Raw genomic sequence first — 26504 nt, forward strand, 5'->3', positions numbered from 1 at the left:
GCACGGCGCCCGGACAGCTCGCAGCGCGCCCCGGTGAACGCGACGGTCGCGGCGTCGGCCAACCGCAGCACCAGCCCGCCGAGGGTGAACTCGATCCCGGCCGCCGACTCCTCGTTGCCCACCAGCCGGTTGGCCAGCCGCAGGGCGCCCCGGTCGAACGCCCCGCTGCGGCTGACCCCCAGCTCGGCCAGACCGGGCCGTCCCAGGTCCTGGACGGTGGCCAGCGGGCCGGGCGAGAGCAGCTCGATCATGCCGGCATCAACCGGACGGCGGCGCCGGGCCGCAGCAGCGCCGGCGGCTGGCGCTCCAGGTCGAAGAGCACCGCATCGGTCCGGCCCAGCAGCAGCCAGCCGCCCGGTGAGCTCCGGGGGTAGATCCCGGTGAACTCGCCCGCGATGGCGACCGACCCGGCGGGCACGGCCGGTCGGGGACTGGCCAGCCGGGGCAGCCGCAACACCGGGTCGAGTCCGCTGAGGTAGCCGAATCCCGGCGCGAATCCACAGAACTGCACGGTGTATTCCGGGGCGCAGTGCCGCCGGATCACCTCCGGCACGGTCAACCCGCACTGCCGGGCGACCGACGCCAGGTCCGCGCCGTCGTAGCGCACCGCCAGCTCCACCGCAGGCTCGGGTTGCCGGGTCGCGGCCGAGCTCGCCGGGCCGGCCAGGCAGTCCTCGATCAGGCGTCGCAGCTCAGCCCCGGATCCAGCGCTCGGGTCGAACTCGACCAGCACCGTCCGGGCGGCCGGAACCACCGCCAGCACCGCTGGATGCGCGCGGGCCAGCAGGGCATCGCGTACCGGCAGGACGTCGGAGGCGCCGGCCAGCTCGATCAGGACCGCGCTCTGGCCGTAGGGCAGCAGCGTCCAGCCGGTCATCCGGCCGATCATGGCGAGAAGGCCGCCAGCCGGACGCCGGCGCCGGCCAGCCGGTCCCGCACCGCGCGGGCTATCTCGGCCGCTCCCGGGGTGTCGCCGTGCACGCACAGTGACGCCGGCTTCAGCGCGACCAGGCTGCCGTCGACCGCCCTGACCTCACCGTCAGTCACCATCGCCAGCGCCCGGTCGGCGATCTCGCCGGCGGCGTGCAACACCGCGCCCGGCTGGTCCCGGGGGACGAGCGAGCCGTCGGGCCGGTAGCCGCGGTCGCAGAAGGCCTCGAACACCACCGGAAGGCCGGCAGCGTCGGCGGCCGAGGCCAGCGCCGAACCGGCCAGCGTGAGCACCGGCAGCGCCCGGTCCCAGGCGAGCAGCGCGCTGATCACGGCGCCGGCCTGGCCGGCGTCGGCAGCCGCGGCGTGGTAGAGCGCGCCGTGCGGCTTGAGGTAGCGGACCCGGCTCCCGGCCGCCCGGGCGAAGCCGTCCAGGGCGCCGAGCTGGTAGAGCACGTCGGCGGCGAGGTCATCGGGGGCGATGTCGATCCGGCGCCGCCCGAAGCCGACCAGGTCCCGGTAGCCGACCTGGGCGCCGATCGCGACTGAGCGCCGGGCCGCCTCGGCGCAGACCCGCCGCATGATGACCGGGTCACCGGCATGGAAGCCACAGGCGACGTTGGCGCTGGTGACGATGCCGAGCAGCTCCTCGTCCGCCCCGGCGGTCCACCGGCCGAACCCCTCGCCGAGGTCGGCATTGAGGTCTATCGCAGGGCTGTCCGGCATGGCCTCACGGTATCCGGTCGGGCCAGCCGAAACTCAGAGCTTGAGCACCTGCACGGTGCTCGGGGTGGGCTGCGGCGAGCCGCCGGCCGGTTCGATCGAGATCCCCATCTGGTCCACGCCGTCGAGGTTGCCCGACGCCGGCACCTCGACGTTGCCGGCCTGGTCGGGGCGGAACACCCCGCCCGAGACCGGCGCGCCGGTGTCGGTCATCAACCACAGCTGGTAGGTCTGGTTGCTCGGCAGGGCCGGTATGCCGCGCCCGATCAGCACCAGCCGTCGCTCCTTGCGCGAGTAGATCAGGGTGCCCTGGCCCTGCTTCATCGCGGTGGTGGCGGCCCGGACGTCCGGCGCGTCCAGCAGGCTCTGCACCACGGAGCTGCCCGCGCTGGCCGCCCGCTGGGCCTGGCGGTGCTCGGAGTAGCCCCAGACCGAGACGGCGACGGCGATCAGCGCGCAGGCGGCGGCCAGCCCTTGCCACAGCGCCTGGCTGCGAGTGCGGCGCAGCGGCCGGACATTGCCGCGCTCTCCCCGAGGGTCCTCGACCAGCGGCGGCAGCGGCCGGCTCTGCGCCACGGCCCCGAGCACGGCGGCCCGTAGCTGCGGCGGTGGGCCGAACTCGCTCAGGTGGCTCAGCTCGCTGGCAGTCATCCGCAGCTCGCGCACCTCCTGGGCGCACTCGGCGCAGGTGCGCAGGTGCTGCTCGAACACCTCGCGCTCGTCGTCGTCGAGCGCGTCGAGCGCGTAGGCGCCGGCCAGCACGTTCAGCTCGTCGGTCATGCCATCACCCCCAGCGCGTCCCGCATCCTGATCAAGCCGTCTCGTATCCGGGTCTTCACCGTGCCCAGCGGAACCTTCAGCAACTGCGCCACCTCGGTATGGGTGTAGCCACCGAAGTAGGCCAGCGTCACCGCCTCCCGCTGCGCCGGAGTCAGATCATCCAACACCTTGCGTACCCGCTGCGCGTCCAAGCTGGTCTGCACCTGCTCGCTGACCGAGTCGTAGGGCCGCTCCTCGTGCAGCAAGGCGTACTTGTCATCGCGCGCGATCGACGACTGGGCCGAGCGGACCCGGTCGACCGCGCGGCGATGGGCGATCATCAGCAGCCAGGGCAGCACGCCGCCCCTGCCGGCATCGAACCGGGCCGACTGCCGCCAGACCTCCAGGTAGATGTCCTGGGTGACCTCGGCGGCCTGGGCAGGATCGCGCACCACCCGCAGCACCATCCCGTACACCCGCGGCGAGGTCTGGTCGTAGAGCTCGCCGAAGGCTTGCTCGTCCCCCCGTGCCGCGGCAGCGATCAGCTCCTCGAGGGTGAGCGCAGCCGGGGCGGCGACATTGCCGGAGCGCGACCGCTCGAACCACATAGCTGTCATGCTAAGCCGACTCCGGGCAGGGCCGTGGTTGCTGATCCGTCGCCCAACTCTCCCGGCGTCTGGGATGAGCGGCGCGAACCATGCGAGTGATTCGGAGCCCTGGCCGCGCCGGATTGCCGCTTCGGCCCCCGAATTGCCCGATCCGGCGCCGCGGATCGCAACGACCGCCGCGCCTTGGGAGTAGGGCCGGGGGGAGTCGAACCCCCACTGTCACGGACCTAAACCGTGCGCCTCTGCCTTTGGGCTACGGCCCCGTCGCCGCACGAGCCTACTGGCTGGCCGCCAGCCCCAGGTCACGGCGCAGCTTGGCGACATGGCCGGTGGCCTTGACGCCGTACTGGGCGAGCTCCACAGCGCCGTCGGCGTCGATCACGAAGGTCGAGCGGATCACGCCCTGCACGGTCTTGCCGTAGAGCTTCTTCTCGCCGTACGCGCCGTACGCGCCCAGCACCTGCCGGTCGGGGTCGGACAGCAGCGGGAAGCTCAACTTCTGGTTGTCGCGGAACTTGGCCAGCTTCGCGGGCTTGTCCGGTGAGATGCCGAGCACCGCGAAGCCCTCGTTGGCGAAGCTGTCCAGGGTGTCGCGGAAGTCGCAGGCCTGCTTGGTGCACCCCGGCGTGGACGCTGCCGGGTAGAAGTAGACGATGACCCGCCGGCCACGGAACTCAGCCAGCGACACCGGCTTGCCGTCGGCGTCGGGAAGGGTGAAATCAGGCGCCGGGTCACCGGCTGCGAGGCGTTCGGTCATCCGCACACGGTAGCGGGCCGCATCGGGTTTGGTCGGGTGGATACGCTGGCCCTTCCAGCGAACTGCAACGAAGGAGCCATGGTGGCGACCCAGCGCGACGCGAGCGTGATTCGGTCAGAGATAGAGCAGGCCCGCGACCAGCTTGCGACCACCGTCGACCAGCTGGCCGAGCGGCTGGCTCCCAAGCGGCTCGTCGACGACGTCAAGACCACCCTGAAGGAGAAGGCGCTGACGCCGCAGGGCAAGGCCGTTCTCGGTGGGACCGGGCTGCTGCTGAGCGTGCTGATGATCCGCAACCTGCGCCGCAGCCGCCGCGATCGCTGAGGCGCCGCTCAGGACTACCGCGCCGCTGAGGACTTCGCGCTAGGACGCCGTCGCGAGCCGGGTTCAGCCCGCTGCCAGCTGCCCGAGGTGCCGGCGCAGGTCCTCCACCCGCTCCACCGGACGGTGGAACAGCACCACCACCTCCAGGCCTGAGTCCGCTCGGGCCGTGGGCTTGCCCTGCAGGATGTAGCCGCTGATCGCGAAGCTGTCGCCGGCCAGGTCGATCCGCAGCTGTACGGGGGTGCGTGGCCGGCACAGCGCCTGGTGCTCGGTGGGCACCACGCCGCGCAACGCGGCCTCGCTCAGGTCGATGAGCTCGCCGGACGTCTCGGCCGGCGTCCCGTCGGCGCCGTCGTAGCTGATGGCGAGGCTGGCATCGAGGTTGGCACGGGCATAGCGCCGGCGTTCCTCGCGCCAGGCGGTGCTCTCGATCTGCACCGCCAGCAGGTCGACCTCGTCGGAGGTGGACCGGCTCAGCAGCATCACCGGCAGCACCAGCAGCGAGGTGTCATCCGGCCAGGTCACCAGCAACCGGGTCCCCACCACGAGGGCGCCGGCAGGAAGGTCGCGCGGTGGCTGCAGGAACAGCACGCCGGGCTGGGACCGCACCACGTCGCTGCGGTAGGAGCGCCCCTGTTGATCGCGCAGCACTACCGCCGTGCCGTCCACGGGTACGTCGGTCATGGCCTACCGGCCGTTGCCGCGATCACGGGCGTCATCGTAGGGACAGGCAGGTCGCCGCCGCAGCGGAACAGCCCGATCCGGCGTGCCCGGTCAGCGCCGTGGCCCGGCCGGGTCGGCGTCGCCGCCGGCTGCGCTCGGTCCCGCGCCGTCGGCAGGGGTGCCCAGGGCGCCGCGCAGCGCGTCGACCGCGTCATCGGAGCTTGAGACTGCTTGGGCATTGGATCGCTGTATTTCCTCGTAGATTTCCTTGCGGTTGACCTTGACCGAGCGGGGGGCCTCGATGCCTATCCGGACCGCGTCGCCACGGACCTCGAAAACGGTGAGGACGATGTCATCGCCTACGACGATGCTCTCGCCGACACGGCGGGTCAGAATCAGCAAGGCGACGCTCCAGCAGGCAGTGGGCCGGGTCCGGCACCGACAACGCTAGCCTGCCTGTCGCAACAACGGGGCGCGCAGGGGCAGATCGGCGTCGGCGAGCACCAGTTGCTGGGCGGTCCCGCGGTCGGCCGCGATCACGATCGGCGCCAGCAGGTTGGCGGTCGCGTCGGTGATCCCGTTGGTCACCGTGACGATGACCAGCAGCAGCACCTCGTCGCCGTCTGCCACCCCGAGGGCGCTGACGTCCGATGCGTCCAGCAGCGGAGCGTAGTCGGGGAAGAAGCGTCCTGGCGCGGCCACCACGAACCGCAGGCCGGGGGTCTTGGCCGACCGGAGCGCGTAGAGCACGCCATGGGCGTCCAGGGCCGAGACGGTGAAGTCCCGCTCGTCCTCGAAGCCGGGAATCGGCGTCGCGAAGGTGATCTGGTCCGGCAGGGTGGGCGTCCGCGGCAGAGCGCTCACCAGGCTCGTCCCTCGCTCGATGCTCACTCCGGTCGCCAGGTCGCTCCGCGCCTCGCTCGTCCCTCGCTCGATGCTCACTCCTACGGTGCTGTGCTTCACGCTCACCTCAAGAAGTCCAGTAGCGAGATCTGGCTGACCTTCGCCGTCGTGGCCAGCGCGGCCTGGTAGGCGGCGTTGGCTGAAGTCACCTGAATGGCCATGTCGGCCAGGTCGATCTCCTGCAGATCCGAGAGCTGCGATTTCAGCTGGACCCGGTTGGTGTTCGCGGTGTTCTGCACGCTCTGGATCCTCTGGTACTTGGCGCCGGCCAGGGACTGCTCGTTGGTGATGGCGACCTGCCGGGAATCCAGCTGCTGCAGGTTGGCGCCCAGCCCGGACGGGTTGGTGCGCAGGTTCGCCGAGATGTCTTTGAGCAGGTCGAAGAGGTTGCTGCCGTTGGCGCCGAAGGCTGCCGTGCCAGGGGTGTTGAGGTCGATGGCGTTGTTCGGCCCGACGGTCCGGGCGACGGTGCCGGTGTCGCCGACGTAGCTGCCGGCAGCGTCGAAGGCCACGTCACCGGCGGTCGTCCCACCGAAGACCGGACGGCCGAGGTAGCTGGAATTGGCCAGCGACAGCAGCGAGGCCCGGGCCTGGTCGACCTGTTGGGCCAGCGCCTCGTTGGAGGTGGCGTTGCCGGTGCCGGTGTTCATGCCCTGCAGCACCAGCGAGCGGACCTGCTGCAGCTGCGAGGTGATGCTGTGCAGCGAGCTGTCGACCGTGGTCAGCCAGCCGAGCGCGTCGGTGGCGTTGGCCTGGTACTGGTGGAGCTGCTTGAGCTGGGAACGCAGCTGCAGCGCGGTGACCGTGCCGGTGGGGGAGTCCGACGGCTTGGTGATCTGCCGGCCGGAGGTGATCTGCTTCTGCAGGTTCGCCAGCCGGGACGCATCGGCCTGCAGCCCGGCCAGCGCTCCGCGCGAGGCCGAGCCCACGGTGACCCTCATCATCACAGGCCCACCCGTCCGGTGTGGCTGATCAGGGTGTCGAGGATCTCGTCGACCGTGGTCAGCACTCGTGAGGACGCCTGGTAGGCGCGCTGGTAGGTGAGCAGGTTGGTGGTCTCCTCGTCGAAGCTGACGCCGGCCGAGGACTGCGCGAGCTCGTCGACGCTGTTGGTGACCGCCTGCTGGATCGACGCCTGCTGGACGGCCCGCTGGACATCGGTGGCCAGGGTGCCCACCAGGCTGCGGTACGCGGCGTCGGCGCCTGAGTTGGACCCGCCCAGCTGGGACATGCCCAGCGCGACCGAGCCGTCCAGGTTGCCGCCCGCGGCGCCGGAGGCGGCCAGGGCGGCCGGGTTGGTCACCGCCACCGACAGGGTGGCTGCGGTGCTGCCGGCGAACAGCGGGCCGCCGGGGTTGCCCGCCAGGTCGTAGCCGCCGGTCTGGCCGGCGTTGACGGTGTTGGCCAGCGCCGCGGCGACCGCGTCGAGCTGGGCGGCGTAACCGGGCAGCGCGGTGGTCAGGCTGTCGACCAGTCCCTGCAGCTCGCCGCCGGCCGGGCCGGCCGGAGTGCCACCGACCAGGATCTGGTTGGCCGGGCTCAGCGAGACCGTGGTGGCCGTGGTGGAGGCCACCAGGTTCTGGCCGCCGATGCTCACGGTGGCCGTGCCGTTGGCCAGGACGGTGGTCTGGGCGCCGGTCAGGTCGGCCAGTTGCATGAGCAGGCTGTCGCGCTGGTCGGCAAGGGCGTTGGTGTTGGTGCCGCTGGCGGTGGCCACCGCGATCTCGCCGTTGAGCTGGGCGAGCGCGGCAGCGGCGGTGTTGATCTCCAGGGTGGCCGCGGTGGCCTGCTGGGCCACCGACTGGGTCAACCGGTCGAGGTTCGCGCTGCTCTGGTTGAGGCTGGTGGCCAGGCTGGCGGCCTTCTGCAACACCACGTTGCGGGCGGCCAGGTCACCGGGGTTGTTGGCCACCGCAGCCCAGGAGTTCCAGAAGTCGTTGAGCTGCTCGGCCAGGCCGTGGTCGCTGGGCTCGTCGAAGAGGGTCTCGACCGAGGAGAGCACGGTGGCGGTGGTCTGCCGGTAGCCGTTGTCGCCGTGCTCGGTGCGGGCCCGGACGTCGATCATCGGATCGTTGAGTCGGGTGGTGCCTGACACGGTCACCGAACCGTTCGGGTGTTGGGTGGCATAGAGCGCCGCCACACCGGTCGCCGGACCGACCGCGGCCAGCTCGGCGCGCTGCCGGGTGTATCCCGGGGTGTTTGCGTTGGCGATGTTCTGGCCGGTGACCTCCAGGCCGTAGCGCTGCACGTTCAGCGCGGCGAGGGCGTTGGTCAGGCCGGAGAAGGCGCTGGTCATGAGGGGCGCTCGATCATGAGCGCACGCGGGCTCATCGCTCGTTCCTCGCTCATGCCTGTTCGTCCATCAGCATCGGGCCGTTGGGGGTCGCGGCGGCCGAGCCCTGGGAGTCATAGGTCTGCACGGACTCGGTGACCGAGAGCAGCGTCTGGCGCACGGCGCGGGCGCCGGCGGCCAGCAGCGCCCGGTTGTGGCCGGTCGCGCCTTCCACCTCGGCCACCAGTTTCAGCAGCGCCTGCCGGTGCTCTCCGAACAGCGTTCCCCATGGCTCCGGCGCGAGCGTCGCAAGCTCGGCGAGCGTCGGCGGGGCCGGCAGCCCCAGCTCGTCGGCGATCACGTCGACCTCTGCGGCACGCAACACCTCAGTGCCACGGAGGTTGTCGAGGGCGGCTTCGATCTCGTCGTTGGCCTGGGCCAGCCAGCGGGTGTGCCCAGCGCTGACGATCAGTTGTTCCTCGACGAGCTTGAAGAGCAGCAGTTGCAGCGCTTCCCGCTCGCGCCACAGCAACGTCGATACCTCAGAGAACCCCATGGTTTTACTTCCCGTAGTCGTCAACATTGACTACCTCACACTCCCCTCGGGTTCAAGGCATCTGATCGGCAGTTCGCCGGCGTACTTGAACGGTGGCGACTCCCTGGCAGTCGCAAAAGGGGCATGTGCAGCGACACGCCGCTGTGACCGAGATCACAGTAACTCTGAGTATCCAACACTTAACGCAAGTAATACATTAAGCCCACGTTAAGTCAGCGGGGGCCGACTTAACCGGTAGTAGTCAACACCGATCCGCGTTGCAGCAATTTGCTCACATGACCGGCAGAACAGCCTGCCAGGAGAAGAGTAGCGATGACGATGAGTCACACGGTCCCCGCCCCGGTCCCTAGCCGGACGGCTGACTCGGCCACTGCGAAGGTATGTCCACCTGAGGTCGAGGCTCTCGTCCGGGACAACCTGGCGCTGGTCGGGCACATCGTCCGCGAAACCATGACTCGGCTGCCGGCCCACATCGGCCGCGACGACCTCACCTCGGCGGGGATGACCGCCCTGGTGCTGAGCGCGCAGAGTTATGACGAGGCGCGCGGGGTGCCGTTCGCCCGCTTCGCCGCCATCCGGATCCGCGGCGCCCTGGTCGACGAGCTGCGCTCGATGGACTGGGCCAGCAGGTCGGTCCGCGGCCGGGCCCGCGAGGTCGAGGCCGCCCGCAACCAGCTCGCGGTCACCCTGGGACGCTCGCCGCGGCCGCACGAGGTCGCCGAGACCCTCGGTGTCAGCGTCTCCGAGCTCGGCAACATCGACGCCGACGTGCACCGGGCCAGCGTGCTCAGCCTGCAGGGTTTCGCGCCCGAGACCGGCGCCGCCATGGTGGCCGACGTCCAGCGCGGCCCCGAGCAACTGGTGTTGGACCGCGAGCAGCTCGGCTACCTGCACGATGCCATCGCCGAGCTGCCCGAGCGGCTGCGGCACGTGGTGCAGGCCTACTTCTTCGATCAGCGGCAGATGGCTGACATCGCCGCCGAGCTCGGCGTCACCGAGTCCCGGATCTCCCAGCTGCGCGCCGAGGCGCTCAAGCTGCTGCGGCACGGCCTTGCCAGCGCCGAGCCCGAGGCGCCCGCGGCAGTCGAGTCCACCGGCCGGGCCGGCGCCCGGGTTGCCAGCTACGCGGCGGCGGTTGCTGCCCGCGGCACCCTGGCCACCCGGTTGAAGATGTCGAACTCCTACGGCGAGACCATCCCGGCGATGCCGGGCCGCCGTGAGCAGCTCGACCGCAGCTCGATCGCCTGATACCCCCGCGCGAGAGTAATGGCGGCGAATCGCTCAAGTCGCCGCCGCACCCGCCGAACAGATAGGCACGCTGATCCACGGATGGATCGGCCGGCCCGAGTAGCGGGTCAACCCGGACTCTGTTTCAGGAGGAAACACCGTGAGTCTTCGCATCAACACCAACGTCGGGGCCCTCAACGCCTACGGCAACCTGTCCGCCAACCAGGCTTCGCTGCAGAACGCGTTCGAGAAGCTCTCCAGCGGTCTCCGGATCAACAAGGCGGCCGATGACGCGGCCGGCCTGTCGATCAGCCAGGGCCTGACCTCGCAGATCAACGGCCTGACCCAGGCCGTGCGCAACGCCCAGGACGGCACCAACGTCGCCCAGATCGCCGATGGCGCCCTGGCGACGGTGCAGAAGATCCTGCAGCGTCAGCGTGATCTGGCCGTCCAGGCGTCCAACGGTGGTTCGCAGGACGCCGCCGCCCAGGCCGCCGCGCAGTCCGAGATCGTCAACCTGAACACCCAGCTCGACAACATCTCGGCCACGACCGCCTTCGGTGGCACCAAGCTGCTCGACGGCAGCTACACCGCCGCGGTGGGCGTGTTCCAGGTCGGCGCGAACAACACCGCGAGCGAGCAGATCTCGCTGGCGCTGACCGCCGCTGACGCCACCACGCTGGGCGTGTCCGGCGTGAACGTCGGAACCACCGCGGGTGCGCAGACCGCGATCGGCACCATCGACGCGGCGATCGCTGCCGTGTCGGCCTCCCGGTCCCAGATCGGCGCCACCCAGAACCAGCTGGGCTACACCATCAGCAACCTGCAGACCACGATCCAGAACGTGACCGCCTCGCGTTCCAACATCACCGACGCCGACCTGGCGACGGAGGTCACCGCGATGAGCCAGGCTCAGATCCTCACCTCGGCCGCCACCTCGGTGCTGGCCCAGGCGAACTCGGCTCCGCAGGCCATCCTGAAGCTGCTGCAGTAAGCCAGCAACAGCACCAGCAACCAGCACCGCTAGGCGATCCGGCCGGGGTTCGAACCAGAGCCCCGGCCGGACCGCATAGCCAGGTAAGGAGTGCACGTGAGCGCGTTCTCGATCAGCGGGTTGTCCTCCGGCATCGACACGGCTTCCCTCATCTCGCAGTTGATGACCGTGGCCGCGCAGCCGCAGACCCAGCTGAAGAACCAGCTCTCCGCGCAGCAGAACGTGCTCACCGCCTACCAGGCGATCAACACCAAGCTCACCGCGTTGCAGGCCGCGGCCGATGCGGTCAAGCAGCCCAGCACCTGGGCCGCCACCAAGGCGGTCTCCAGCAGCACCGCGGTGATCGCCTCGACCACCTCGGCCGCCGCGTCGGGGTCGGCCACCACCTTCGACGTGATCCGGATGGCCACCGCCCAGATCAGCACCGTGGCTGCCACCGGCGCGGTGGTCGCCTCGCCGCCCAACGGAATCGACGTCGTGGACTCCGCCGGCGTCACCCACCACCTCGCGCTGTCCAGCGGCAGCCCGGCCGCCGTGGCGGCGGCGGTGAACAACGCCGCCCTCGGCATCCGGGCCTCGGTGATCAACACCGATTCCGGCCCGCTGCTGCAGTTCACCTCGGTATCCACCGGCGCGGCCGGGGCATTCTCGATCAACGGCTTGGACACCGCGCCGCAGACCCTGGTCGCGGCCCAGGACGCCAGGATCGCCGTGGGGAACCCGGCTGCCGGCGGGTACACCGTCTCCAGCAGCAGCAACACCTTCAACAACGTCATCCCGGGCGTGACCTTCAGCATCGGCGCCGTCGCCACCGGGGTGACCGTCGCGGTCTCCAGCGACGCCGGCGCGATCGGCGACAAGATCAAGGGCCTGGTCGACGCCGCGAACGCCGCCCTGACCGAGCTGGGCAAGTACACCGGCAAGGGCGGCGTCCTGGAGAGCAACTACCAGATCAACTCGATCACCAACAGCGTGCTGTCGGCCATCAGCCACGGCGACGGCGCCGGCGCCAGCTTCGCCTCGGTCGGCGTGCAGCTGACCTCGACCGGAACGCTCGCCTTCGACGCCACCGCCTTCGCCGCCGCGTACGCCGCCGATCCGGCCAAGGCCCAGGCCAGCGCGGCCACCTCGCTGTCGGGTTCGCTGTCCACCCTGGCCATGCGCAGCTCGACGGTCACCCTGAGCCCGCTGATCAACTCGGGCACCTCGCACGTGGGGGAGCTGAACAAGCAGATCGCCGACTGGGACACCCGGCTCAACGACCAACGAACCGCCATGCAGGCCAAGTACACCGCGATGGAGGTGGCGTTGCAGAAGCTGCAGTCCACCTCCAGCTACCTGACCTCGGCGCTGGCCGCGATCACCGCCTCGAACGACGCCTCCAGGAAGTAGCCCCGGCCCTACCAGACCCAGCCAGACCCACCAGCCACCGAAGGAGATGATCGCCAGTGCCAGTCGACCCCGCCCGCGCCCGCTACCTCGCCGACGCGGTTGCCACTGCGACGCCGGCCCGGCGCATCGTCCTGCTCTACGACCGGTTGTGGCTGGACATCCAGCGGGCGCAGGCCGCGCAGGACTGCGGCGACGCCAGCGCCCGCGATCACCTGCAGCACGCCCAGCAGATCATTGCCGAGCTGCTGGGCAGCCTCGACGTCAGCGCCTGGTCGGGGGCGGCTGATCTGGCGTCGCTGTACTCCTACTTGCTGCGCGAGCTGATCGCCGAGGTGCTCGAGCCGCGGCCGGGCCGGCTGGCGGCGACGACCAAGATCGTCTCTGACCTGCGCGCCAGCTGGCAGCAGGCCGAAGCCCAGCTGCAGGGCGTGCCCGCGCAGTCGGCCGAAGGCCGGGAAGCAGTCCGCGTTGGCTAGCCAGCCGGCTGCCCCGGCGCAGGACCCGGGCCGTCGGCCCGCGGCCCCCACCTGGGACCAGGTGCTGGCCGATCTGGAGCAGGAGACCGCGGTGCTGCAGGAAGGCCTGCGGCGCGGTGAGCTGCTCTCTCCGGTGACCCCGTGGCACCCTCCGGTGCTGCCACCGATCCCCACCGAGCTGGTCGCCCGCGCGCAGGCGCTGCTGGAGCAGCAGTTGCGGCTGCAGATCCAGATCGGGCTGGAGCTCGACCGTGCCCCCGCGCCGAGCCGCGCCCGGCCGGCCAGCCGTCCGGAGCCCGCGCCGCAGCTTGTCGATCTGCGGGCCTGAACGGCCGTATCTAACGCATTTCTTACCTCCGCTTAACTCTCTGTGATCATGGTCGATAGGGAGACCTGAGCACGGAATGCTCGCCACAGCCCCGCCATGGATTGGCGAAGCAGGCGATTAACGGAGGTTTCGTGCCGTGCTCAACGACGTCGCGTCAGTCACTCTCAGTACTGCCCTCTCGGCTCTGGCCGCCCGGCAACGGGTGAGCGCCAACAACATCGCCAACCTGGAGACTCCGAACTTCCGCGCCGGTCAGGTGTCCTTCGAGGACAACCTGCGGCGAGCGGTGGAGGCAGGCGAGCCGGCTCAGGCCGCGGTCACGCTGACGACCAGCACCGCCCCGGCCGGGATCAACGGCAACAACGTCAGCCTCGACACCGAAACCCTGATCGATCAGAAGACCGCGCTGCAGTACCGGTTGCTCAGCGGCGCGATGTCCTCGAAGTTCGGGCTCATCGACACCGTGCTGAAGGGCTGAGCGGATGTCGATCTTCTCCGCCATCTCGACCTCGGGCACCGGGCTGAGCACGTTCCGCACCTGGATCGACGTGATCGCCAACAACATGGCCAACCTCAACACCGTCAAGCCGACCTCCGAGCCCGCCTTCCAGGCGCAGTACGTGCAGGCCCAGGACATCGCCGGGCGCGCGGACGGCATCGGCGCGGGGGTGGGCATCACCGCGTTGCCGGCCAGCAGCGCCGAAGGGCGGCTGAGCTACCAGCCGAACAACCCGCTCGCCGACGCCAAGGGATACGTGCGGCTGCCCGACATCGACATGGCCGAGCAGATGGGCAACCTGATCATGGCGCAGCGGGCCTTCCAGGCCAACGCGGCGGTCGTGGACCGGGCCCGCGACACCTACCTGGACGCCATCAACATCGGAAAGAACCGCTGACATGACCCTGTCTGCCATCGGCGCCATCAGCGCCGCGCTGCCGAGCTTCACCCCGAGGACCTCCGACGTCACCGGACTCGACGGGCCCGGCCCGGCCGCCGCGAGCACCTCCTCCGGCTTCGCCGCGATGCTCGAGAAGGGCATCACCGCTGTGGAGTCCGCACAGAGCAAGGCCGACGGCCTGGCCGTGCATGCCGCCACCGGCGACCTCACCGACATCCACGACTACACCATCGCGGCCACCCAGGCAGCGCTGGTCACCCAGCTCGCCACCACCATCCGGACCAAGGGCGTTGACGCGTTCAACCAGATCATGGGAATGCAGGCCTAAACCATGCAGGACAAGATTCTCTCGACGTTGCAGCGGTTCTGGCGTGGCTTCCTGGCCTTCACGCCCGGGCAGAAGGTGGTCACGGTCGCCGTCGGCCTGGCCCTGGTGATCGGTGGTTTCACCTTCTCGTCCTGGGCGTCCAAGCCCGACTACGCGCCGCTGTTCACCAACCTGGCGCCCGCCGACGCCTCCGGGATCATCGACAAGCTCAACGCCAACAAGACGCCGTACAAGCTGGCGGCCAATGGCACCTCGATCCTGGTTCCGCAGAAGGACGTCTACGACCTGCGGCTGAACATGAGCGCCGCTGGCCTGCCCTCCTCCGGCAGCACCGGCTACAGCCTGCTGGACCAGGAAGGCATCACCACCTCGGAGTTCAAGCAGCATGTGGACTACCAGCGGGCGCTGGAAGGCGAGTTGAGCAAGACCATCAAGTCGATCAACGGCGTCCGCGACGCCGCGGTGCATCTGGCGATCCCGAAGCAGAGCGTCTTCACCGATGGAAACCAGAAGACCACCGGATCGGTGCTGCTGACCACCGATCCCGGCGCCGCGCTGACCTCCGGCCAGGTCCAGTCGGTGGTCAACCTGGTGTCCTCCAGCGTCCCGGGCCTCACCGCGGATCAGGTCAGCGTCTCCGACGCCAGCGGAAAGGTGCTCTCGGTCGCCGGGGATGCCAACAGCGGAGCCGCCGCCGACGCCCGGACCGAGGCGATCGCCCAGTACAACAAGCGGACCAGCAGCGAGGTGCAGCAGATGCTGGACCGCCTGGTCGGCGCCGGGCACTCGGTCGTGACGGTGAACGCCGACCTCGACTTCGACAAGAACAAGACCGTCTCCGACAGCTACGTCTACGCCACCGGCGTGCCGCCGCTGTCAGAGGCGCACACCACCGAGACCTACGGCTCCGGGCAGAACGGCGCCGGCGGTGTGCTCGGAGCCGCCTCGCCCAGCCCGTCCGCGGCGCCCAGCGGCAGCGCTGCCGGGGGTTACCGCAAGACCACCACCACCCGCGACAACGCGGTGGGACGGCGCACCGAGACCCGGGACGCCGCGCCCGGCGCGCTCCGCAAGCTCAGCGTGGCGGTGCTGCTGGACAAGAACGCCCCGCCGGTGGACGAGGCCCAGGTGCGGCAACTGGTCAGCTCCGCAGTGGGCCTGGACGCCAAGCGCGGCGACACGCTGGCGCTGGCCAGCGCCGCGTTCGACACCTCGGCGGCGAACGCCGCGCAGAAGGCGGCAGATCAGGCAGCGTCGGCAGCCGCGGCGGCCAAGCGCAACGCCGAGATGATCTCCCTCGCCAAGACCGTGTTGGTGGTGCTGCTGGTGCTGATCGTGATCGTGGCGACCCTGATCGCCAGCCGGCGCCGGCGCCGGGACGGACCGGCCGATGACCTGGACACCTTCCTCGCCACGCTCAACAACGCCCCTGGCTCGCTGCCGCCGGCTCCGCGCGACATCGTGCCGCCGCAGAGCCAGGAAGCCGCGAACAACATCGCCCGCCAACGGAACCTCGCCGAGATGGCTGACAGCCAACCCCAAGAGGTCGCTCGATTGCTGCGTACCTGGCTGAACGAGAAGGAGAACTGACGATGGTCGAGACCCTGGCTACCGTTTCCTCGATCGGCACCAGCCTGGCAGCCGCATCGGTTGCTGCCGCGCCGAGCCTGGACCTGACCCGAGGCATGACCGGCCGGCGCAAGGCCGCGGTCCTGATCCTGCAGCTGGACCGCGAGGCCTCTGCGAAGGTGCTCAACCAGCTCTCTGAAAGCGAGCTGGAAGGGGTCGTGGCCGAGATCGCCCGGGCCGGCGACGTGCCTGCCGAGGTGTCGGCCGCGGTGCTGCGCGAGTTTGGCATCATGCAGGTGTCCGGGGACGCGCTGGTGCGCGGCGGCATCGAGCAGAGCCGGGCGCTGCTGCGTGCCGCGGTGGGGGACCAGCGCGCGGACGCGATCCTGGAGCGGTTGTCGGGCACCATGTTCGACGTTCCGTTCAAGTTCCTGCAGAACGCCGACGCCCGGCAACTGCTGAACTTCATCTCCGACGAGCACCCGCAGACGATTGCCCTGGTGCTGGCGCACGTCCCGGCGCCGCTGGCGTCGAGGGTGCTGGCCGGCCTGGGCGCCGACCTGCAGGCCGATGTGGCGCACCGGATCGCCACCATGGATCAGACCACGCCCGACATCATCCACCAGATCGAGGCGAACCTGCAGCGCCGGATGGCCAACCTGCTGGTCCCCTCGGAGCTGTCGGCCGTCGGCGGCGTGCAGCCGCTGGTCGACATCATCAACCGGGCCGACCGGGGCACCGAGAAGCTGATCATGGAGGGCCTGGAGGAGCGGGATCCCGTGCTCGCCGAAGAGGTCCGCAGCCGGATGTTCATGTTCGAGGACCTGATCAACCTGGAGGACCGGGCGGTCCAGCTGGTGCTGCGCCAGGTCGAGACCGCCAACCTGGCGATCGCGCTCAAGGGCGTGGCCAGCGTGGTGCACGCCAAGATCATGGCCAACATGTCCGAGCGCGCGGCCGCGAGCCTCGCCGAGGAGATCGAGCTGCTCGGCCCGGTGCGGGTGCAGAGCGTCGAGGAGGCGCAGACCGAGGTCGTGCGGGTGATCCGCGAGCTGGAGGAATCCGGCCAGATCATCGTCCGGCGCGGCGAAGAGGACGAGTTCGTTGCCTGACACCCTCGCCTTCGACTTCACCAGCGACGCGGCGGTGCCCGACCAGCTGGTGGTACAGGCGCGCGCCGAGGCCCGGGCGGTCGGTTACGCCCAGGGCTGGGCGCACGGGCTGCGGGACGCGGCCGACTCCCAGGCCGGCGAGCGGGCCGCGGCCGACGCCGACCGGGCGTCGCTGCGCCACCGCCAGGAGCAGCAGGTCGCCTCGGCGTTGCAGGCCCTGCAGGTCGCCTCGGCGGACCTGCGGCAGAGCACCGTGAGGATCACCGACGACATGGAGGACCAGATCCTGGCCGCCGCCGTGGAACTCGCCGAGGCGCTGCTCGGCCGCGAGCTGCGCGACCCGGAGGTCGCCGCGCCCGCTGCGCTGGCCCGGGTGCTGCGGCTCGCCCCGGCCAATGAGCCGGTCACCATCTGGCTGCACCCCGCTGACCACCAGACCCTCACCGCCCCGGCCGGCCGGGCTCTGATCGGCTCCGTCGAGGGCGCCACCGGCCGCGGCCTGACGTTCGAGATCGATCCCGAGATCCAGCCCGGTGACGCCCGCGGGCGATGTGGCAGCACCACCATCGACGCGCGGTTGTCCGCCGGCGTGGCCCGGCTGCGGGAGTACCTGAGCCGATGAACGCCGCCACCCTCGCCTCCGTCCGCGGTCAGCACCGGCTCGCCGAGCTGACCGAACTCGCTGCCCCCCGGATCTACGGCTACGTCTCCCGGGTCGTCGGCCTGTCCATCACCGTCTCCGGCCTGACCGGCCGGATCGGTGATCTGCTCACCATCGGCGACGGCACGCACGCGGTGCTGGCCGAGGTGGTGGCCGTCGACCAGCAGAACTGCACCTGCCTGCCGCTGGGCTCGCTGGACGGGATAGGCAACGGCGACCGGGTTGCCGCCACCGGCGGGCCGTTGCGGGTCGGCGTCGGCGCTGGCCTGCGCGGCCGGGTGCTCGACGGGCTGGGACAGCCGCTGGACGGCCGCCCGTTGCCGCACGGGCTGGACCGGGTATCGGTGGAGATGGCGCCGCCGGCCGCCCTCAGCCGGCGCCGGGTCGATGAGCAACTTCCTTTGGGCGTCAGGGCAATCGACTCGCTGATCAGTGTGGGCCGTGGCCAGCGGGTCGGAATCTTCGCAGGCTCCGGCGTCGGGAAGTCCAGCCTGCTGTCGATGATCACCCGCGGCACGAGCGCACAGATCACCGTGGTGGCCCTGATCGGCGAGCGCGGCCGGGAGGTCCGGGAGTTCCTGGAGAACGACCTCGGCCCGGCCGGTCTGCGTGACGCAGTGGTCGTGATCGCCACCTCCGACCAGCCGCCGATGGTCCGGCTGCGCGCGGCCTACGTGGCGACCCGTATCGCCGAGTGGTTCCGCGACGAGGGCCAGGATGTGCTGCTGCTGATGGACAGCATCACCCGGCTGGCCACCGCCCAGCGCGAGATCGGCCTGTCCGCGGGCGAGCCGCCGGCATCGCGCGGCTACCCGCCCTCGGTGTTCGCGCTGATGCCCCGGTTGCTCGAACGGGCCGGCGGGTCCGAGCTCGGATCCATCACCGGCCTCTACACCGTGCTGGTCGAGGGCGAGGACCACAACGAGCCGGTCGCCGACACCGCCCGGTCGATCCTGGACGGCCACATCGTGCTGGACCGCAAGCTGGCCACCGCCGGGCACTTCCCGAGCATCGACGTGCTCGAATCGGTGTCACGGGTGACCACCGCGGTGACCACGGGCGAGCAGCAGCAACTGGCTCGCCGGGCCAGGCAGCTGCTCGCCGCCCGGCGTGACGTCCGCGAACTCGTCGAGATCGGCGCCTACGTCGCCGGCACCAACCCGCGCGCCGACCAGGCGCTGGCCCTCTGGCCGCAGCTGGAGGCCTTTCTGCAGCAGGACATGAGCGAGCAGAGCAGCGCCGACTCGGCCTGGGAGGCGCTGCGCGCGATCCTGGCCGCTGAACCTGCTGTATCCGCGGTACCCACCGGGGTTGCCCGATGAGCGGCCGGAACTGGATTCCGACCGTGCTGCGGGCCAGGCAGGCGCAGGAGGACCTGGTGGCCCAGGGGCTGGCGGTAGCCCGCCGCGATGCCGGCCGGGCCGCGGACCAGCACGCCGAGCAGGTGGCCCGGGTTGCCGCGATGCTGCTGCCGGAGAGCCAGAGCGTGCCGGCCTTCCACGCCTCGCTGGCAGCCCAGGATGCCGCCGTGGCGAGCCTGGCGGCCGCGCGGAACCGGTTGCTCTTCGCCGAGAGCCGGGTGGCCGGCAAGGTGGTTGAGTTGACGGTGGCCGCCCGCTCCCGCCGGACGGTGGAGAAGCTGTACGAACGCCACCAGGACGAGCAGGCCACCGCCGCCTCCGAGCTCGCCCAACGAGAGCTGGACGAGGTGTCGATAAGCCGGCACGGCGCTCGGCTGCGGAGGGCGGCGCGATGAGCATGGAGATCTCGGGCCTGGAATCGGTGCTGGCACGGATCGCTCAGATCCAGGCCGGCCTGGCTGGAGCGCAGCCGGCTCCCGCCTCGGCCGTGCCCGCTCGGCCCGCTGCCGTCAACACGGCCTTCCACGCCGCGCTCAGCGCCGCGTCCGCCGGGGCCAGCACGTTCGCCGGCGCCAGCACGTCCGCTGGCGCCAGCATGTCCGCCGGCGCGGCGCCCCTTGGCAGCAGCATGGCCCTGGGCCTTCCGTCGTCCCTTGCCGGCGTCCGGACCGGTCAGCCCGCGGGCTCGGACGTGATCGCCGCGGCGGAGAAGTACCTCGGCGTGCCCTACGTCTTCGGTGGCACCACGCCCGCCGGCCTGGACTGCTCAGGACTCGTGCAGCGTGCCTACGCCGACCTCGGCATCCCGCTGCCCCGGATCGCCGCTGACCAGGCGCACGTCGGCACCGCGGTGTCGAGCCTCGCGCAGGCCCAACCAGGCGACATCCTCGCCTTCGGCGAGCCCGCGCATCACGTGTCCCTCTACCTCGGCAACAATCGGATGATCGCCGCGCCGGAGCCCGGCGACAAGGTCAAGATCCAGAGCGTCTACGAGACTCCGGCCAGCATCCGGCGGGTTCTCCCGTCAGCCGGATCGACCGAGGCTCCCGGCCCGTTCCCGGTGACCGGGCAGGCCTCGGCGCCCGGTCTCAGCCAGTACGCCGGCCTGTTCGGCCAGAACGAGGCGCGCTACCAGCTGCCGCGGGGACTGCTCGCGGCCGTCGCGCAGACCGAGTCGGGCGGCAACCCGATGGCAGTGAGCCCGGCGGGGGCGCAGGGGCTCATGCAGCTCATGCCGGCCACCGCCCAAGGGCTCGGGGTGAATCCGTGGGAGCCGGCGCAGGCCGTGCAGGGCGCGGCGCGGCTGCTGTCGAAGTACCTGCACAGCTACGGCTCGGTGTCGCTGGCGCTGGCGGCCTATAACGCCGGACCCGGCGCGGTCGAGCGGTACGGCGGAGTTCCGCCCTACGACGAAACGCAGAAGTACGTCACCAAGATCACCGCACTGATGGCAGGGAGGGCTGGTTGATGGCGCTTCTGGCCACCACCGTGAGCACCGGGGCGCTGTCGGGGATAGCTCCCGCCGAGCAGTCCGCGGACAGCGCAGCCGGTTCCAGCTCGGCAGCGGACGCCTTCGCTGGCGTGCTGGCGGGCATCGGAGAATCCGGCTCTCGAGGCCGCGAGACTTCAGCGCGCCAGGGCGAGGACGAGGCGGTCGATCCTCGGTCCGATGGCGGCCGGCCGGCCGTGCTGGCCGGTGCCGAGCTGGCGATGTTGGCGCTGCTGACGCCGGCGCTGCCTGCCGGCACCGTCGCCCTGATCAGCTCGGGCTGCACCGCCGCGGCGGAGCTTGCCACGGCCGAATCCGGCGATGCCGGTGTGCCACCGGTGAGCGGAACCGGGCCGTCGGAGCGGGCGGCCGCGCCTGCTCAGCAGGCCGCCGCCGCACGCCCCGAGCAAGCAGTGGCGGCCCAGGCAGCCGCCGCTGCGGCCAAGGCAGCCCGGCTCGCCGACGCCGGCGAGGCGCCCGGCCCGCAACTCCCGACGACCGGGACTGGCGCCGGAACGGGCTCTGACGTGGAGCCAGCCGAGCAGGGAGCCGGTCCGTCGCTGGGAGGCGTTCCGTGGCAGGGGCCCGGCGCCGCCCAGCCCCCCGGCGCCACCCAGCCGACCGGCGCCACCCAGCCGACCGGCGCCACCCAGCCGACCGGCTCGGAGCGCGACCGGCCGGTCGGGGGCCCCGCTCATGGGCCGGTGACCGCGATGGGTCCCAGCAAGGCCGCCGATCCCGCGAAGGCGGCAGCGTCGGCTGCGGTCTTCGAGCTGGCCCGCGCCGCGCAGGCGCCCGAGCCGGCGACCGGCACACCCATCCTGCCTGCGCCGGCGACCGGCGCCCTGCCCACCGGCGAGACGCCGGCCACCGGCCCGGCCATCGTGGCGCTGCCCGGTGTCGCCGCGGTGATCGCCGAGACGGCCGGGGCGGCCAAGCCGGCAGGCATCGACGCGACCGACCCCACCAACCCACCGGACACCACCGCGGCCGGATCGAGAACCTCTTCCGGCGCGCATGGCGCCAGCCACCGTCCGGCTGCTCCGGGCGTCCAAGCGCCCGTCCCGGAGGGCCAGGCAGCCGGACCGGCGCCGGTCAGCCCCGGCCTGCCCGCTGAGCCGGGAACGGCGCCAGCGACCGTACATGCCGGCACTCCGTCGGCCGATCCTGCCATCCAGGCAGCGCAGGGCCCCACGTCCCAACCCGTGCCGGCCGGCCAGCCCGCCGCGTCCGGTTCCGAGCCGGTTCACCGGCACCCCGCGGCTGAACAGCTACCGCTGGCCCGCCAGGTCGCTGGCCCGGTGCTGGCGCTGCACGCCGGGGGCGACGGCAGCCACCAGCTGATCGTGGCGTTGCACCCCGCTGAGCTCGGACCGGTCAACGTGCACGTCCGGATCGTGGGCGATCTGATGACGATCGCCCTTGCCAGCACCAGTGAATCGGCTCATGACGCGCTACGGGACGCCCTTCCCCAGCTGCGTTCGGAGCTGCAGTCGGCGGGATTGAGCTCGGCGACGCTGTCGCTGGATCTCACCTCCGGCGACGCGGGCGGTCCCGGCGCTTTCGCGAACCCGCGCCAGGACGCCGGCCAGCCGGCCCGAGCAGTACCTGCCGACCCGACCCCAGCTGCGCCGCGGCGCAGCGGCGACGGCCGGACCAACCCGAACCCGAGCGCCGGTCTGGACCGGTGGCTGTGAACACCTCAGAACAGGAGAGCAGATGACACAACCCGTGTCCTCGGTCGCCACCGGCATGCCGGTGGCGGTGAATCCGGCCATCGTGACCGGTGCCGACAACGCCACGCTCAGCTCGAAGGCCTTCTTGCAACTGCTGGTGGCGCAGCTGAAGTACCAGGACCCCAGCAAGCCGATGGACACCGGTGCCTTCATGAACCAGACGGCCACCCTGACCCAGGTGCAGGCTTCGGAGCAGAACGCCCAAGTGAACCTCGACATGCTGTCGGCGCAGCACGCGCAGAACGCGAGCAGCCTGGTCGGCCACACCGTCCGCTATGCGGCGCCGGACGGCAACTTGGTCACCGGTTACGTCTCGGCGGCGACCATCTCGACCGCCAAGCCGACGCTGAAGATCGGAACCGTCGATGTCGACCTGAGCCAGATCCAGCAGGTGCTGGCCCCCGGCACGCCCTGAGCACGACCAGATCCCCTGCACCCAACCCTGATCCCGAACATCCCCCTCAAGGAGAAACCCATGCTTCGCTCACTGTTCACGGGCATCTCGGGCCTGCGCGCCCACCAGCAGATGCTCGACGTCACGTCCAACAACATCGCCAACGTCAACACCGCCGGCTACAAGAGCTCCTCGACCGTGTTCGAGGACACCCTCAGCCAGACCATCTCCGGCGCCGGGGCGCCGACCGGCGTGAATGGCGGCACCAACCCCACCCAGGTCGGCCTCGGCGTGCAGCTGGCCGGCACCTCGATCAACTTCGCCCAGGGCTCCAACCAGTACACCGGGCGCACCAGCGACCTGCTCATCAACGGTGACGGCTTCTTCGTGCTCAACAACGGGGGCCAGCAGACCTTCAGCCGGGCGGGCTCGTTCAGCCTGGACTCGGCCGGGCACCTGGTGGCGCCCGACGGCGCCATCGTGCAGAGCGCTGCCGGTGGCGACCTGGACCTCTCGGCGCTCAGCAGCGGCACCTACAAGTCCTGGAGCGTCACCAGCTCCGGCGTGGTGAATGGCGTCGACGCGACCGGGACCACCACCCCGCTGGGTACCATCGCGCTGGCCACCTTTGCCAACCCGGGCGGGCTGACCAAGGTCGGCGACTCGCAGTACCAGTCCAGCGCCAACTCCGGCACTGCGCAGATCGGCGGCGCCAACACCGGCGGCCGAGGCAGCCTGACTCCTGGATACCTGGAGATGTCCAACGTCGACCTGGCCGCCGAGCTGACCAACCTGATCATCTCCGAGCGGGGTTTCCAGGCCAACTCGCGGGTGATCACCACCTCCGACGAGGTGCTGCAGAGCCTGATCAGCCTGAAGAACTGACCCCTTCCGACCTAGGGCCCGCTGCGTACGCAGCGGGCCCTGAGTCGTTGGGTGACCCCGTCCCCCGGGCCTTGCCGGCCACGGCCGGGCGGCTCAGAAAACCGGCATTGATGCCGATAAGTAATGCCAAGGAGGACCCACGGATGGGTCCTGGCGAACACCTGGATGGATCCGTTGATACTGCTGCGCCGGTTGGGTGGACCTGTATTCACTCTCAACCCAGACCTGATCGAACGTGCCGAGGCGACCCCGGACACCGTCGTGACCCTGATCGGCGGCAACAAGTACGTCATCTGCGAGTCGCTGGACGAGCTCGTCGAGCTGATCCGTGACTACCGGGCTCGCATCATCGCCAGCGCCGAGGCCATGACCTCCGACTCCAACCCGTACCACGATGCCGGCCCGGCCCAGTCCAGCGGCCATGCCCGGATCCGGGTGCTGTCGGCCGCGGTCTCGCCCGGCCAGCCGCCCGTGGTGCCGATCCGAAGGACGGATGCCTGATGGACCCCGCCCTGATCATCGGCGTCGTCCTGGCGATCGTCGCGATCGTCGGCTCGGTGACCATGGAAGGCGGCAATATCAGCGCGATCTTCCTGATCCCGCCGATGATCCTGGTCTTCGGTGGCACGATCGGAGCCGCCGTCGCCGGCGCGGTGATGCGCGATGTCAGCGCGCTGCACACGCAGCTGATCCGCGCCTTCACCGCCAAGGCGCCGAAGACCGACGACGCCGTCGAGGTCCTGGTGCGGCTGGCCGGCCGGGCGCGACGCGAAGGGTTGCTGGCGCTGGAGACAGAAGCCGCCGAGGTCGAGGACGAGTTCCTGCGCCGCGGCCTGCAACTGGCCATCGACGGCACGGACGCCGAAGAGGTGGCGATCATCCTGTCCGCCGAGGTCGACACCAAGCGCGCCACCGACCGGTCGGCGGCCAAGCTGTTCGCCGACATGGGTGGCTACGCCCCGACCATCGGCATCATCGGAACGGTGCTCGGCCTGGTCAAGGTGCTGGGACACCTGTCCTCGCCGGAGCATCTCGGTGCCGAGATCGCCAGCGCGTTCGTGGCCACCCTGTGGGGTGTGATGAGCGCCAACGTGTTCTTCCTGCCGCTGGCCAACCGGCTCAAGCGGGTCAGCGAGTCCGAGTGCGAGCAGATGGAAGTGATCATCGAAGGCATCCTCGCGATCCAGGCCGGCTCCAACCCGAGGCTCATCGAGCAGAAGCTGCACAGTCTGCTGCCAGCTGCCAGCCGTCCGCCCGAACGCGACGTCGCCTGATGAGCGCCGGACGTTCGGCTGCCGGCCGTCGCAGGGGCGGCCATGCCGAGGAGCACGAGAACCATGAACGCTGGATGGTGACCTACGCCGACATGCTGACCCTGCTGCTGGTGCTGTTCATCGTGCTGTACGCGATCTCGCAGGTGAACACCTCGAAGTTCTCCGAGCTCAAGAGCAGCCTGGCCTCGGCGTTCAAGAACGGGCAGCCGTCGGTCCTCAGCGGCGGCAGCGGAATCGTCGGCGGCGACTCGGCCGCCCAGCAGGCCAATCCGAACCTGCCGGTGTTCTCCCCCATCCAGCCCGGCAAGGCGAAGGAGACCAGCCAGGACCAGGAGGCCGCGCGACACGAGGTGGACGAGTTCAAGGAGATCGAGGCCGCCATCAGGGCATCCCTGCACAAGCACGGCCTGGACGGCAATGCCGAGTTCAGCATCGACGAGCGTGGCCTGGTGGTCACCGTGGTGACCAACGAGCTGGTGTTCTCCGGCAACAGCGCGGTGCTCGAGCCGGAGGGTGCTGTCATCCTGAACGCGGTGCTGCCACCGTTGCGCAAGGCCACCAACCAGATCCAGGTGGACGGCCACACCAACCAGCAGAATGTCAGCACCGCGCCGTACCCCAGCGGCTGGGAGCTCTCCTCGGCCCGGGCCTCCTCGGTGGTGCGCTACCTGGTGACCCACGGCCCGATCGCGGCCAGCCGGTTGAGCGCGGCCGGCTTCTCCGACCAGCGGCCGTTGCTCGCCGCCAGCGATCCGCGCTCGATCACCCGTAACCGGCGCGTCGACATCGTCGTGCTGTCCAAGCTGCCCGCTGCCGCTCGCAGCCAGCTGCCCACCCTCGGCAAGGGCGTCGGTCATGGCTGAGTCCAGCCCAACCGGGCACCTCCACCCCTCTCAGAGCAGGAGCTCCTCATGACGATGACCGCGACCGACCGGCCCGACCGGATCGCCAACGAGGTCTCTGCCAAGACGTCGAAGGGCGGCGCCAAGGGCGGCCCGGGCGATACCGGCAAGGGCAAGGCCAAGGGCAAGGACAAGGGCAAGAAGTCCAAGAAGAAGCTCATCATCATCGCGCTGGTGACGCTGATGCTCGGCGTCGTCGCCAAGTTCACCGTGCTGGCGCCCTCGGCCCCGGCCGGCGAGCACAAGCCGGTGCCTGGACATGTGGTGGCGATGACCGACATGACGCTGAACCTGGCAGGCGGGCACTACCTGCGCATCAAGCTCGCCCTGCAAACCGTGGAAGGAGCTCCGGAGGAATTTGATACCAGTGAGGCGGCCCAAGCTGTGATCGACCAGTTCAGTGACCGTTCGGTGGCCGAGTTGACCGGCGAGGCCGCCCGGCTGAAGGCGAAGACCGAGCTGCTCGGCAAGCTGCAGAAGATCTACCCGAAGCAGATCATGGACGTCATCTACACGGAGTTCTTCACGCAGTAACCCCACCGGCAAGCCCGACGTCGTACTTGACGGCCCGCCCCGGCCGCAAGATCCCAACTGACCCGAGTTCCTCAGGTCTGCCCTGCCCCGGCCGAACGTTGTTCATGTGGCAACGTCGTCTTCGTCGCATATCGCGCCGGTTCGCAGGCTGGTCCGGCGACCCGTCGAAGGGCAGGAGGAGTCCGGGCCGGCGGCCTATGACTTCCGCCGTCCCACCAAGCTCTCGCGTGACCATGTCCGTGCCCTGCAGATGTGTTACGAGACCTACGCCCGGCGGGTGACCACGCTGCTCACCAGCGGCCTGCGGCAGCTCTGCCAGGTCAACCTGGTCGCCATCGAGCATCAGAGCTACGAGGAATACATCGCCACCCTGGCGCCCACCACCATCCTCTCGGTGCTGGACATGGGGCCGCTGCCGGGCACCGCGCTGTTGGAGTTCTCGGTGCCC

33 protein-coding genes, 1 tRNA gene and 2 pseudogenes are annotated in these 26504 nt (G+C 70.4%); 23 read left to right on the forward strand and 13 right to left on the reverse strand.

Annotated features, from left to right (window positions below; translation table 11 throughout):
* The 7 genes and pseudogenes from VF612_RS15370 to bcp all read right to left on the reverse strand — a co-directional run.
* Nucleotides 1-251, reverse strand: a pseudogene (locus VF612_RS15370) (allophanate hydrolase subunit 2 family protein); the annotation flags it as partial.
* Nucleotides 248-877 (reverse strand): 5-oxoprolinase subunit B family protein, encoded by a 630-nt coding sequence (locus tag VF612_RS15375; protein WP_408660730.1) that lies wholly within the window; start codon nt 875-877, stop codon nt 248-250. The gene VF612_RS15375 and the pseudogene VF612_RS15370, both read right to left, overlap by 4 nt.
* Nucleotides 878-885: 8 nt before the next feature.
* A complete protein-coding gene (locus tag VF612_RS15380; RefSeq protein ID WP_408660731.1) occupies nt 886-1656 on the reverse strand; it encodes a LamB/YcsF family protein in 771 nt (256 codons plus the stop codon).
* 33 nt (nt 1657-1689) lie between these two features.
* Nucleotides 1690-2433 carry an anti-sigma factor gene (locus tag VF612_RS15385; RefSeq protein ID WP_408660732.1) on the reverse strand — a complete coding sequence of 248 codons (744 nt, stop codon included), beginning with the start codon at nt 2431-2433 and terminating at the stop codon, nt 1690-1692.
* Nucleotides 2430-3020, reverse strand: a complete 591-nt coding sequence (sigK, locus tag VF612_RS15390) for an ECF RNA polymerase sigma factor SigK (RefSeq protein WP_408660733.1) — start codon at nt 3018-3020, stop codon at nt 2430-2432. The genes VF612_RS15385 and sigK overlap by 4 nt, the downstream gene beginning before the upstream one ends.
* A gap of 190 nt (nt 3021-3210) precedes the next feature.
* Nucleotides 3211-3283: transfer RNA gene (locus VF612_RS15395), tRNA-Leu, on the reverse strand.
* A 14-nt stretch (nt 3284-3297) separates the two neighbouring features.
* The gene (bcp, locus tag VF612_RS15400) at nt 3298-3783 is read right to left on the reverse strand and encodes a thioredoxin-dependent thiol peroxidase (RefSeq protein WP_408660734.1); all 486 of its coding nucleotides are present in this window, start codon (nt 3781-3783) and stop codon (nt 3298-3300) included.
* Between the two features lie 30 nt (nt 3784-3813).
* Between bcp and VF612_RS15405 the strand changes: the two genes are divergently transcribed.
* Nucleotides 3814-4101 carry a DUF3618 domain-containing protein gene (locus tag VF612_RS15405; protein ID WP_408660735.1) on the forward strand — a complete coding sequence of 96 codons (288 nt, stop codon included), beginning with the start codon at nt 3814-3816 and terminating at the stop codon, nt 4099-4101.
* A 63-nt stretch (nt 4102-4164) separates the two neighbouring features.
* Here the strand turns inward: VF612_RS15405 and VF612_RS15410 are convergent, their stop codons facing one another.
* The 6 genes from VF612_RS15410 to flgN all read right to left on the reverse strand — a co-directional run bounded on the left by VF612_RS15410 (nt 4165) and on the right by flgN (nt 8522).
* Nucleotides 4165-4785, reverse strand: coding sequence for a hypothetical protein (locus tag VF612_RS15410; RefSeq protein WP_408660736.1), 621 nt, complete (start codon nt 4783-4785; stop codon nt 4165-4167).
* Between the two features lie 90 nt (nt 4786-4875).
* The gene (gene csrA / locus VF612_RS15415) at nt 4876-5166 is read right to left on the reverse strand and encodes a carbon storage regulator CsrA (protein WP_408660737.1); all 291 of its coding nucleotides are present in this window, start codon (nt 5164-5166) and stop codon (nt 4876-4878) included.
* A gap of 45 nt (nt 5167-5211) precedes the next feature.
* Nucleotides 5212-5733 carry a flagellar assembly protein FliW gene (fliW, locus tag VF612_RS15420; RefSeq protein WP_408660738.1) on the reverse strand — a complete coding sequence of 174 codons (522 nt, stop codon included), beginning with the start codon at nt 5731-5733 and terminating at the stop codon, nt 5212-5214.
* The gene (flgL, locus tag VF612_RS15425) at nt 5730-6608 is read right to left on the reverse strand and encodes a flagellar hook-associated protein FlgL (RefSeq protein ID WP_408660739.1); all 879 of its coding nucleotides are present in this window, start codon (nt 6606-6608) and stop codon (nt 5730-5732) included. Before flgL ends, fliW begins: the two co-directional genes overlap by 4 nt.
* 2 nt (nt 6609-6610) lie before the next feature.
* Nucleotides 6611-7963 (reverse strand): flagellar hook-associated protein FlgK, encoded by a 1353-nt coding sequence (flgK, locus tag VF612_RS15430; RefSeq protein ID WP_408660740.1) that lies wholly within the window; start codon nt 7961-7963, stop codon nt 6611-6613.
* 49 nt (nt 7964-8012) lie between these two features.
* A complete protein-coding gene (gene flgN / locus VF612_RS15435) occupies nt 8013-8522 on the reverse strand; it encodes a flagellar export chaperone FlgN (RefSeq protein ID WP_408660741.1) in 510 nt (169 codons plus the stop codon).
* Between the two features lie 285 nt (nt 8523-8807).
* Here flgN and VF612_RS15440 point away from each other — a divergent pair, with 285 nt between their 5' ends.
* From VF612_RS15440 to VF612_RS15545, 22 genes and pseudogenes are all read left to right on the forward strand, one after another.
* Nucleotides 8808-9743, forward strand: a complete 936-nt coding sequence (locus tag VF612_RS15440; RefSeq protein WP_408660742.1) for a sigma-70 family RNA polymerase sigma factor — start codon at nt 8808-8810, stop codon at nt 9741-9743.
* 139 nt (nt 9744-9882) lie between these two features.
* Nucleotides 9883-10716 carry a flagellin gene (locus VF612_RS15445; RefSeq protein ID WP_408660743.1) on the forward strand — a complete coding sequence of 278 codons (834 nt, stop codon included), beginning with the start codon at nt 9883-9885 and terminating at the stop codon, nt 10714-10716.
* 96 nt (nt 10717-10812) lie between these two features.
* Complete coding sequence (gene fliD / locus VF612_RS15450) at nt 10813-12108, forward strand: flagellar filament capping protein FliD (protein ID WP_408660744.1); 1296 nt, start codon at nt 10813-10815, stop codon at nt 12106-12108.
* A gap of 56 nt (nt 12109-12164) precedes the next feature.
* Entirely contained in the window at nt 12165-12584 is a 420-nt protein-coding gene (fliS, locus tag VF612_RS15455) for a flagellar export chaperone FliS (protein ID WP_408660745.1), read from the forward strand.
* Nucleotides 12577-12912 (forward strand): hypothetical protein, encoded by a 336-nt coding sequence (locus tag VF612_RS15460; protein ID WP_408660746.1) that lies wholly within the window; start codon nt 12577-12579, stop codon nt 12910-12912. Before fliS ends, VF612_RS15460 begins: the two co-directional genes overlap by 8 nt.
* A 136-nt stretch (nt 12913-13048) precedes the next feature.
* A complete protein-coding gene (locus VF612_RS15465) occupies nt 13049-13390 on the forward strand; it encodes a flagellar basal body rod protein FlgB (RefSeq protein ID WP_408660747.1) in 342 nt (113 codons plus the stop codon).
* 4 nt (nt 13391-13394) lie between these two features.
* Entirely contained in the window at nt 13395-13808 is a 414-nt protein-coding gene (locus tag VF612_RS15470; RefSeq protein ID WP_408660748.1) for a flagellar basal body rod protein FlgC, read from the forward strand.
* A gap of 1 nt (nt 13809) precedes the next feature.
* On the forward strand, nt 13810-14139 hold the full coding sequence (locus VF612_RS15475; RefSeq protein ID WP_408660749.1) for a flagellar hook-basal body complex protein FliE: 330 nt from the start codon (nt 13810-13812) through the stop codon (nt 14137-14139).
* A 3-nt stretch (nt 14140-14142) separates the two neighbouring features.
* Nucleotides 14143-15729: a flagellar basal-body MS-ring/collar protein FliF gene (gene fliF, locus VF612_RS15480; RefSeq protein ID WP_408660750.1), complete on the forward strand. Its 1587-nt coding sequence runs from the start codon at nt 14143-14145 to the stop codon at nt 15727-15729.
* A gap of 2 nt (nt 15730-15731) precedes the next feature.
* Nucleotides 15732-16820 carry a flagellar motor switch protein FliG gene (fliG, locus tag VF612_RS15485; protein WP_408660751.1) on the forward strand — a complete coding sequence of 363 codons (1089 nt, stop codon included), beginning with the start codon at nt 15732-15734 and terminating at the stop codon, nt 16818-16820.
* Nucleotides 16813-17442, forward strand: a complete 630-nt coding sequence (locus VF612_RS15490; RefSeq protein WP_408660752.1) for a FliH/SctL family protein — start codon at nt 16813-16815, stop codon at nt 17440-17442. The genes fliG and VF612_RS15490 overlap by 8 nt, the downstream gene beginning before the upstream one ends.
* A complete protein-coding gene (locus VF612_RS15495) occupies nt 17439-18803 on the forward strand; it encodes a FliI/YscN family ATPase (RefSeq protein ID WP_408660753.1) in 1365 nt (454 codons plus the stop codon). Before VF612_RS15490 ends, VF612_RS15495 begins: the two co-directional genes overlap by 4 nt.
* Nucleotides 18800-19237, forward strand: coding sequence for a hypothetical protein (locus VF612_RS15500; RefSeq protein WP_408660754.1), 438 nt, complete (start codon nt 18800-18802; stop codon nt 19235-19237). Before VF612_RS15495 ends, VF612_RS15500 begins: the two co-directional genes overlap by 4 nt.
* The gene (locus VF612_RS15505; protein ID WP_408660755.1) at nt 19234-20310 is read left to right on the forward strand and encodes a transglycosylase SLT domain-containing protein; all 1077 of its coding nucleotides are present in this window, start codon (nt 19234-19236) and stop codon (nt 20308-20310) included. Before VF612_RS15500 ends, VF612_RS15505 begins: the two co-directional genes overlap by 4 nt.
* Nucleotides 20310-22028, forward strand: a complete 1719-nt coding sequence (locus tag VF612_RS15510; RefSeq protein ID WP_408660756.1) for a flagellar hook-length control protein FliK — start codon at nt 20310-20312, stop codon at nt 22026-22028. Before VF612_RS15505 ends, VF612_RS15510 begins: the two co-directional genes overlap by 1 nt.
* Nucleotides 22029-22050: 22 nt before the next feature.
* Complete coding sequence (locus VF612_RS15515; protein ID WP_408660757.1) at nt 22051-22482, forward strand: flagellar hook assembly protein FlgD; 432 nt, start codon at nt 22051-22053, stop codon at nt 22480-22482.
* Between the two features lie 60 nt (nt 22483-22542).
* Nucleotides 22543-23346, forward strand: coding sequence for a flagellar hook-basal body complex protein (locus VF612_RS15520; protein WP_408660758.1), 804 nt, complete (start codon nt 22543-22545; stop codon nt 23344-23346).
* 165 nt (nt 23347-23511) lie between these two features.
* Nucleotides 23512-23847, forward strand: a complete 336-nt coding sequence (locus tag VF612_RS15525) for a flagellar FlbD family protein (protein ID WP_408660759.1) — start codon at nt 23512-23514, stop codon at nt 23845-23847.
* Nucleotides 23847-24620 (forward strand): flagellar motor protein, encoded by a 774-nt coding sequence (locus tag VF612_RS15530; protein ID WP_408660760.1) that lies wholly within the window; start codon nt 23847-23849, stop codon nt 24618-24620. The genes VF612_RS15525 and VF612_RS15530 overlap by 1 nt, the downstream gene beginning before the upstream one ends.
* Nucleotides 24620-25483 (forward strand): flagellar motor protein MotB, encoded by an 864-nt coding sequence (locus tag VF612_RS15535; protein ID WP_408660761.1) that lies wholly within the window; start codon nt 24620-24622, stop codon nt 25481-25483. The genes VF612_RS15530 and VF612_RS15535 overlap by 1 nt, the downstream gene beginning before the upstream one ends.
* A 48-nt stretch (nt 25484-25531) precedes the next feature.
* Nucleotides 25532-26056, forward strand: a complete 525-nt coding sequence (locus VF612_RS15540; RefSeq protein ID WP_408660762.1) for a flagellar basal body-associated FliL family protein — start codon at nt 25532-25534, stop codon at nt 26054-26056.
* 106 nt (nt 26057-26162) lie between these two features.
* A pseudogene (locus tag VF612_RS15545) lies at nt 26163-26504 on the forward strand (flagellar motor switch protein FliM); the annotation flags it as partial.

Source organism: Jatrophihabitans sp., from assembly GCF_036388195.1.
In the GTDB taxonomy this organism is placed as follows: domain Bacteria; phylum Actinomycetota; class Actinomycetes; order Mycobacteriales; family Jatrophihabitantaceae; genus Jatrophihabitans_A.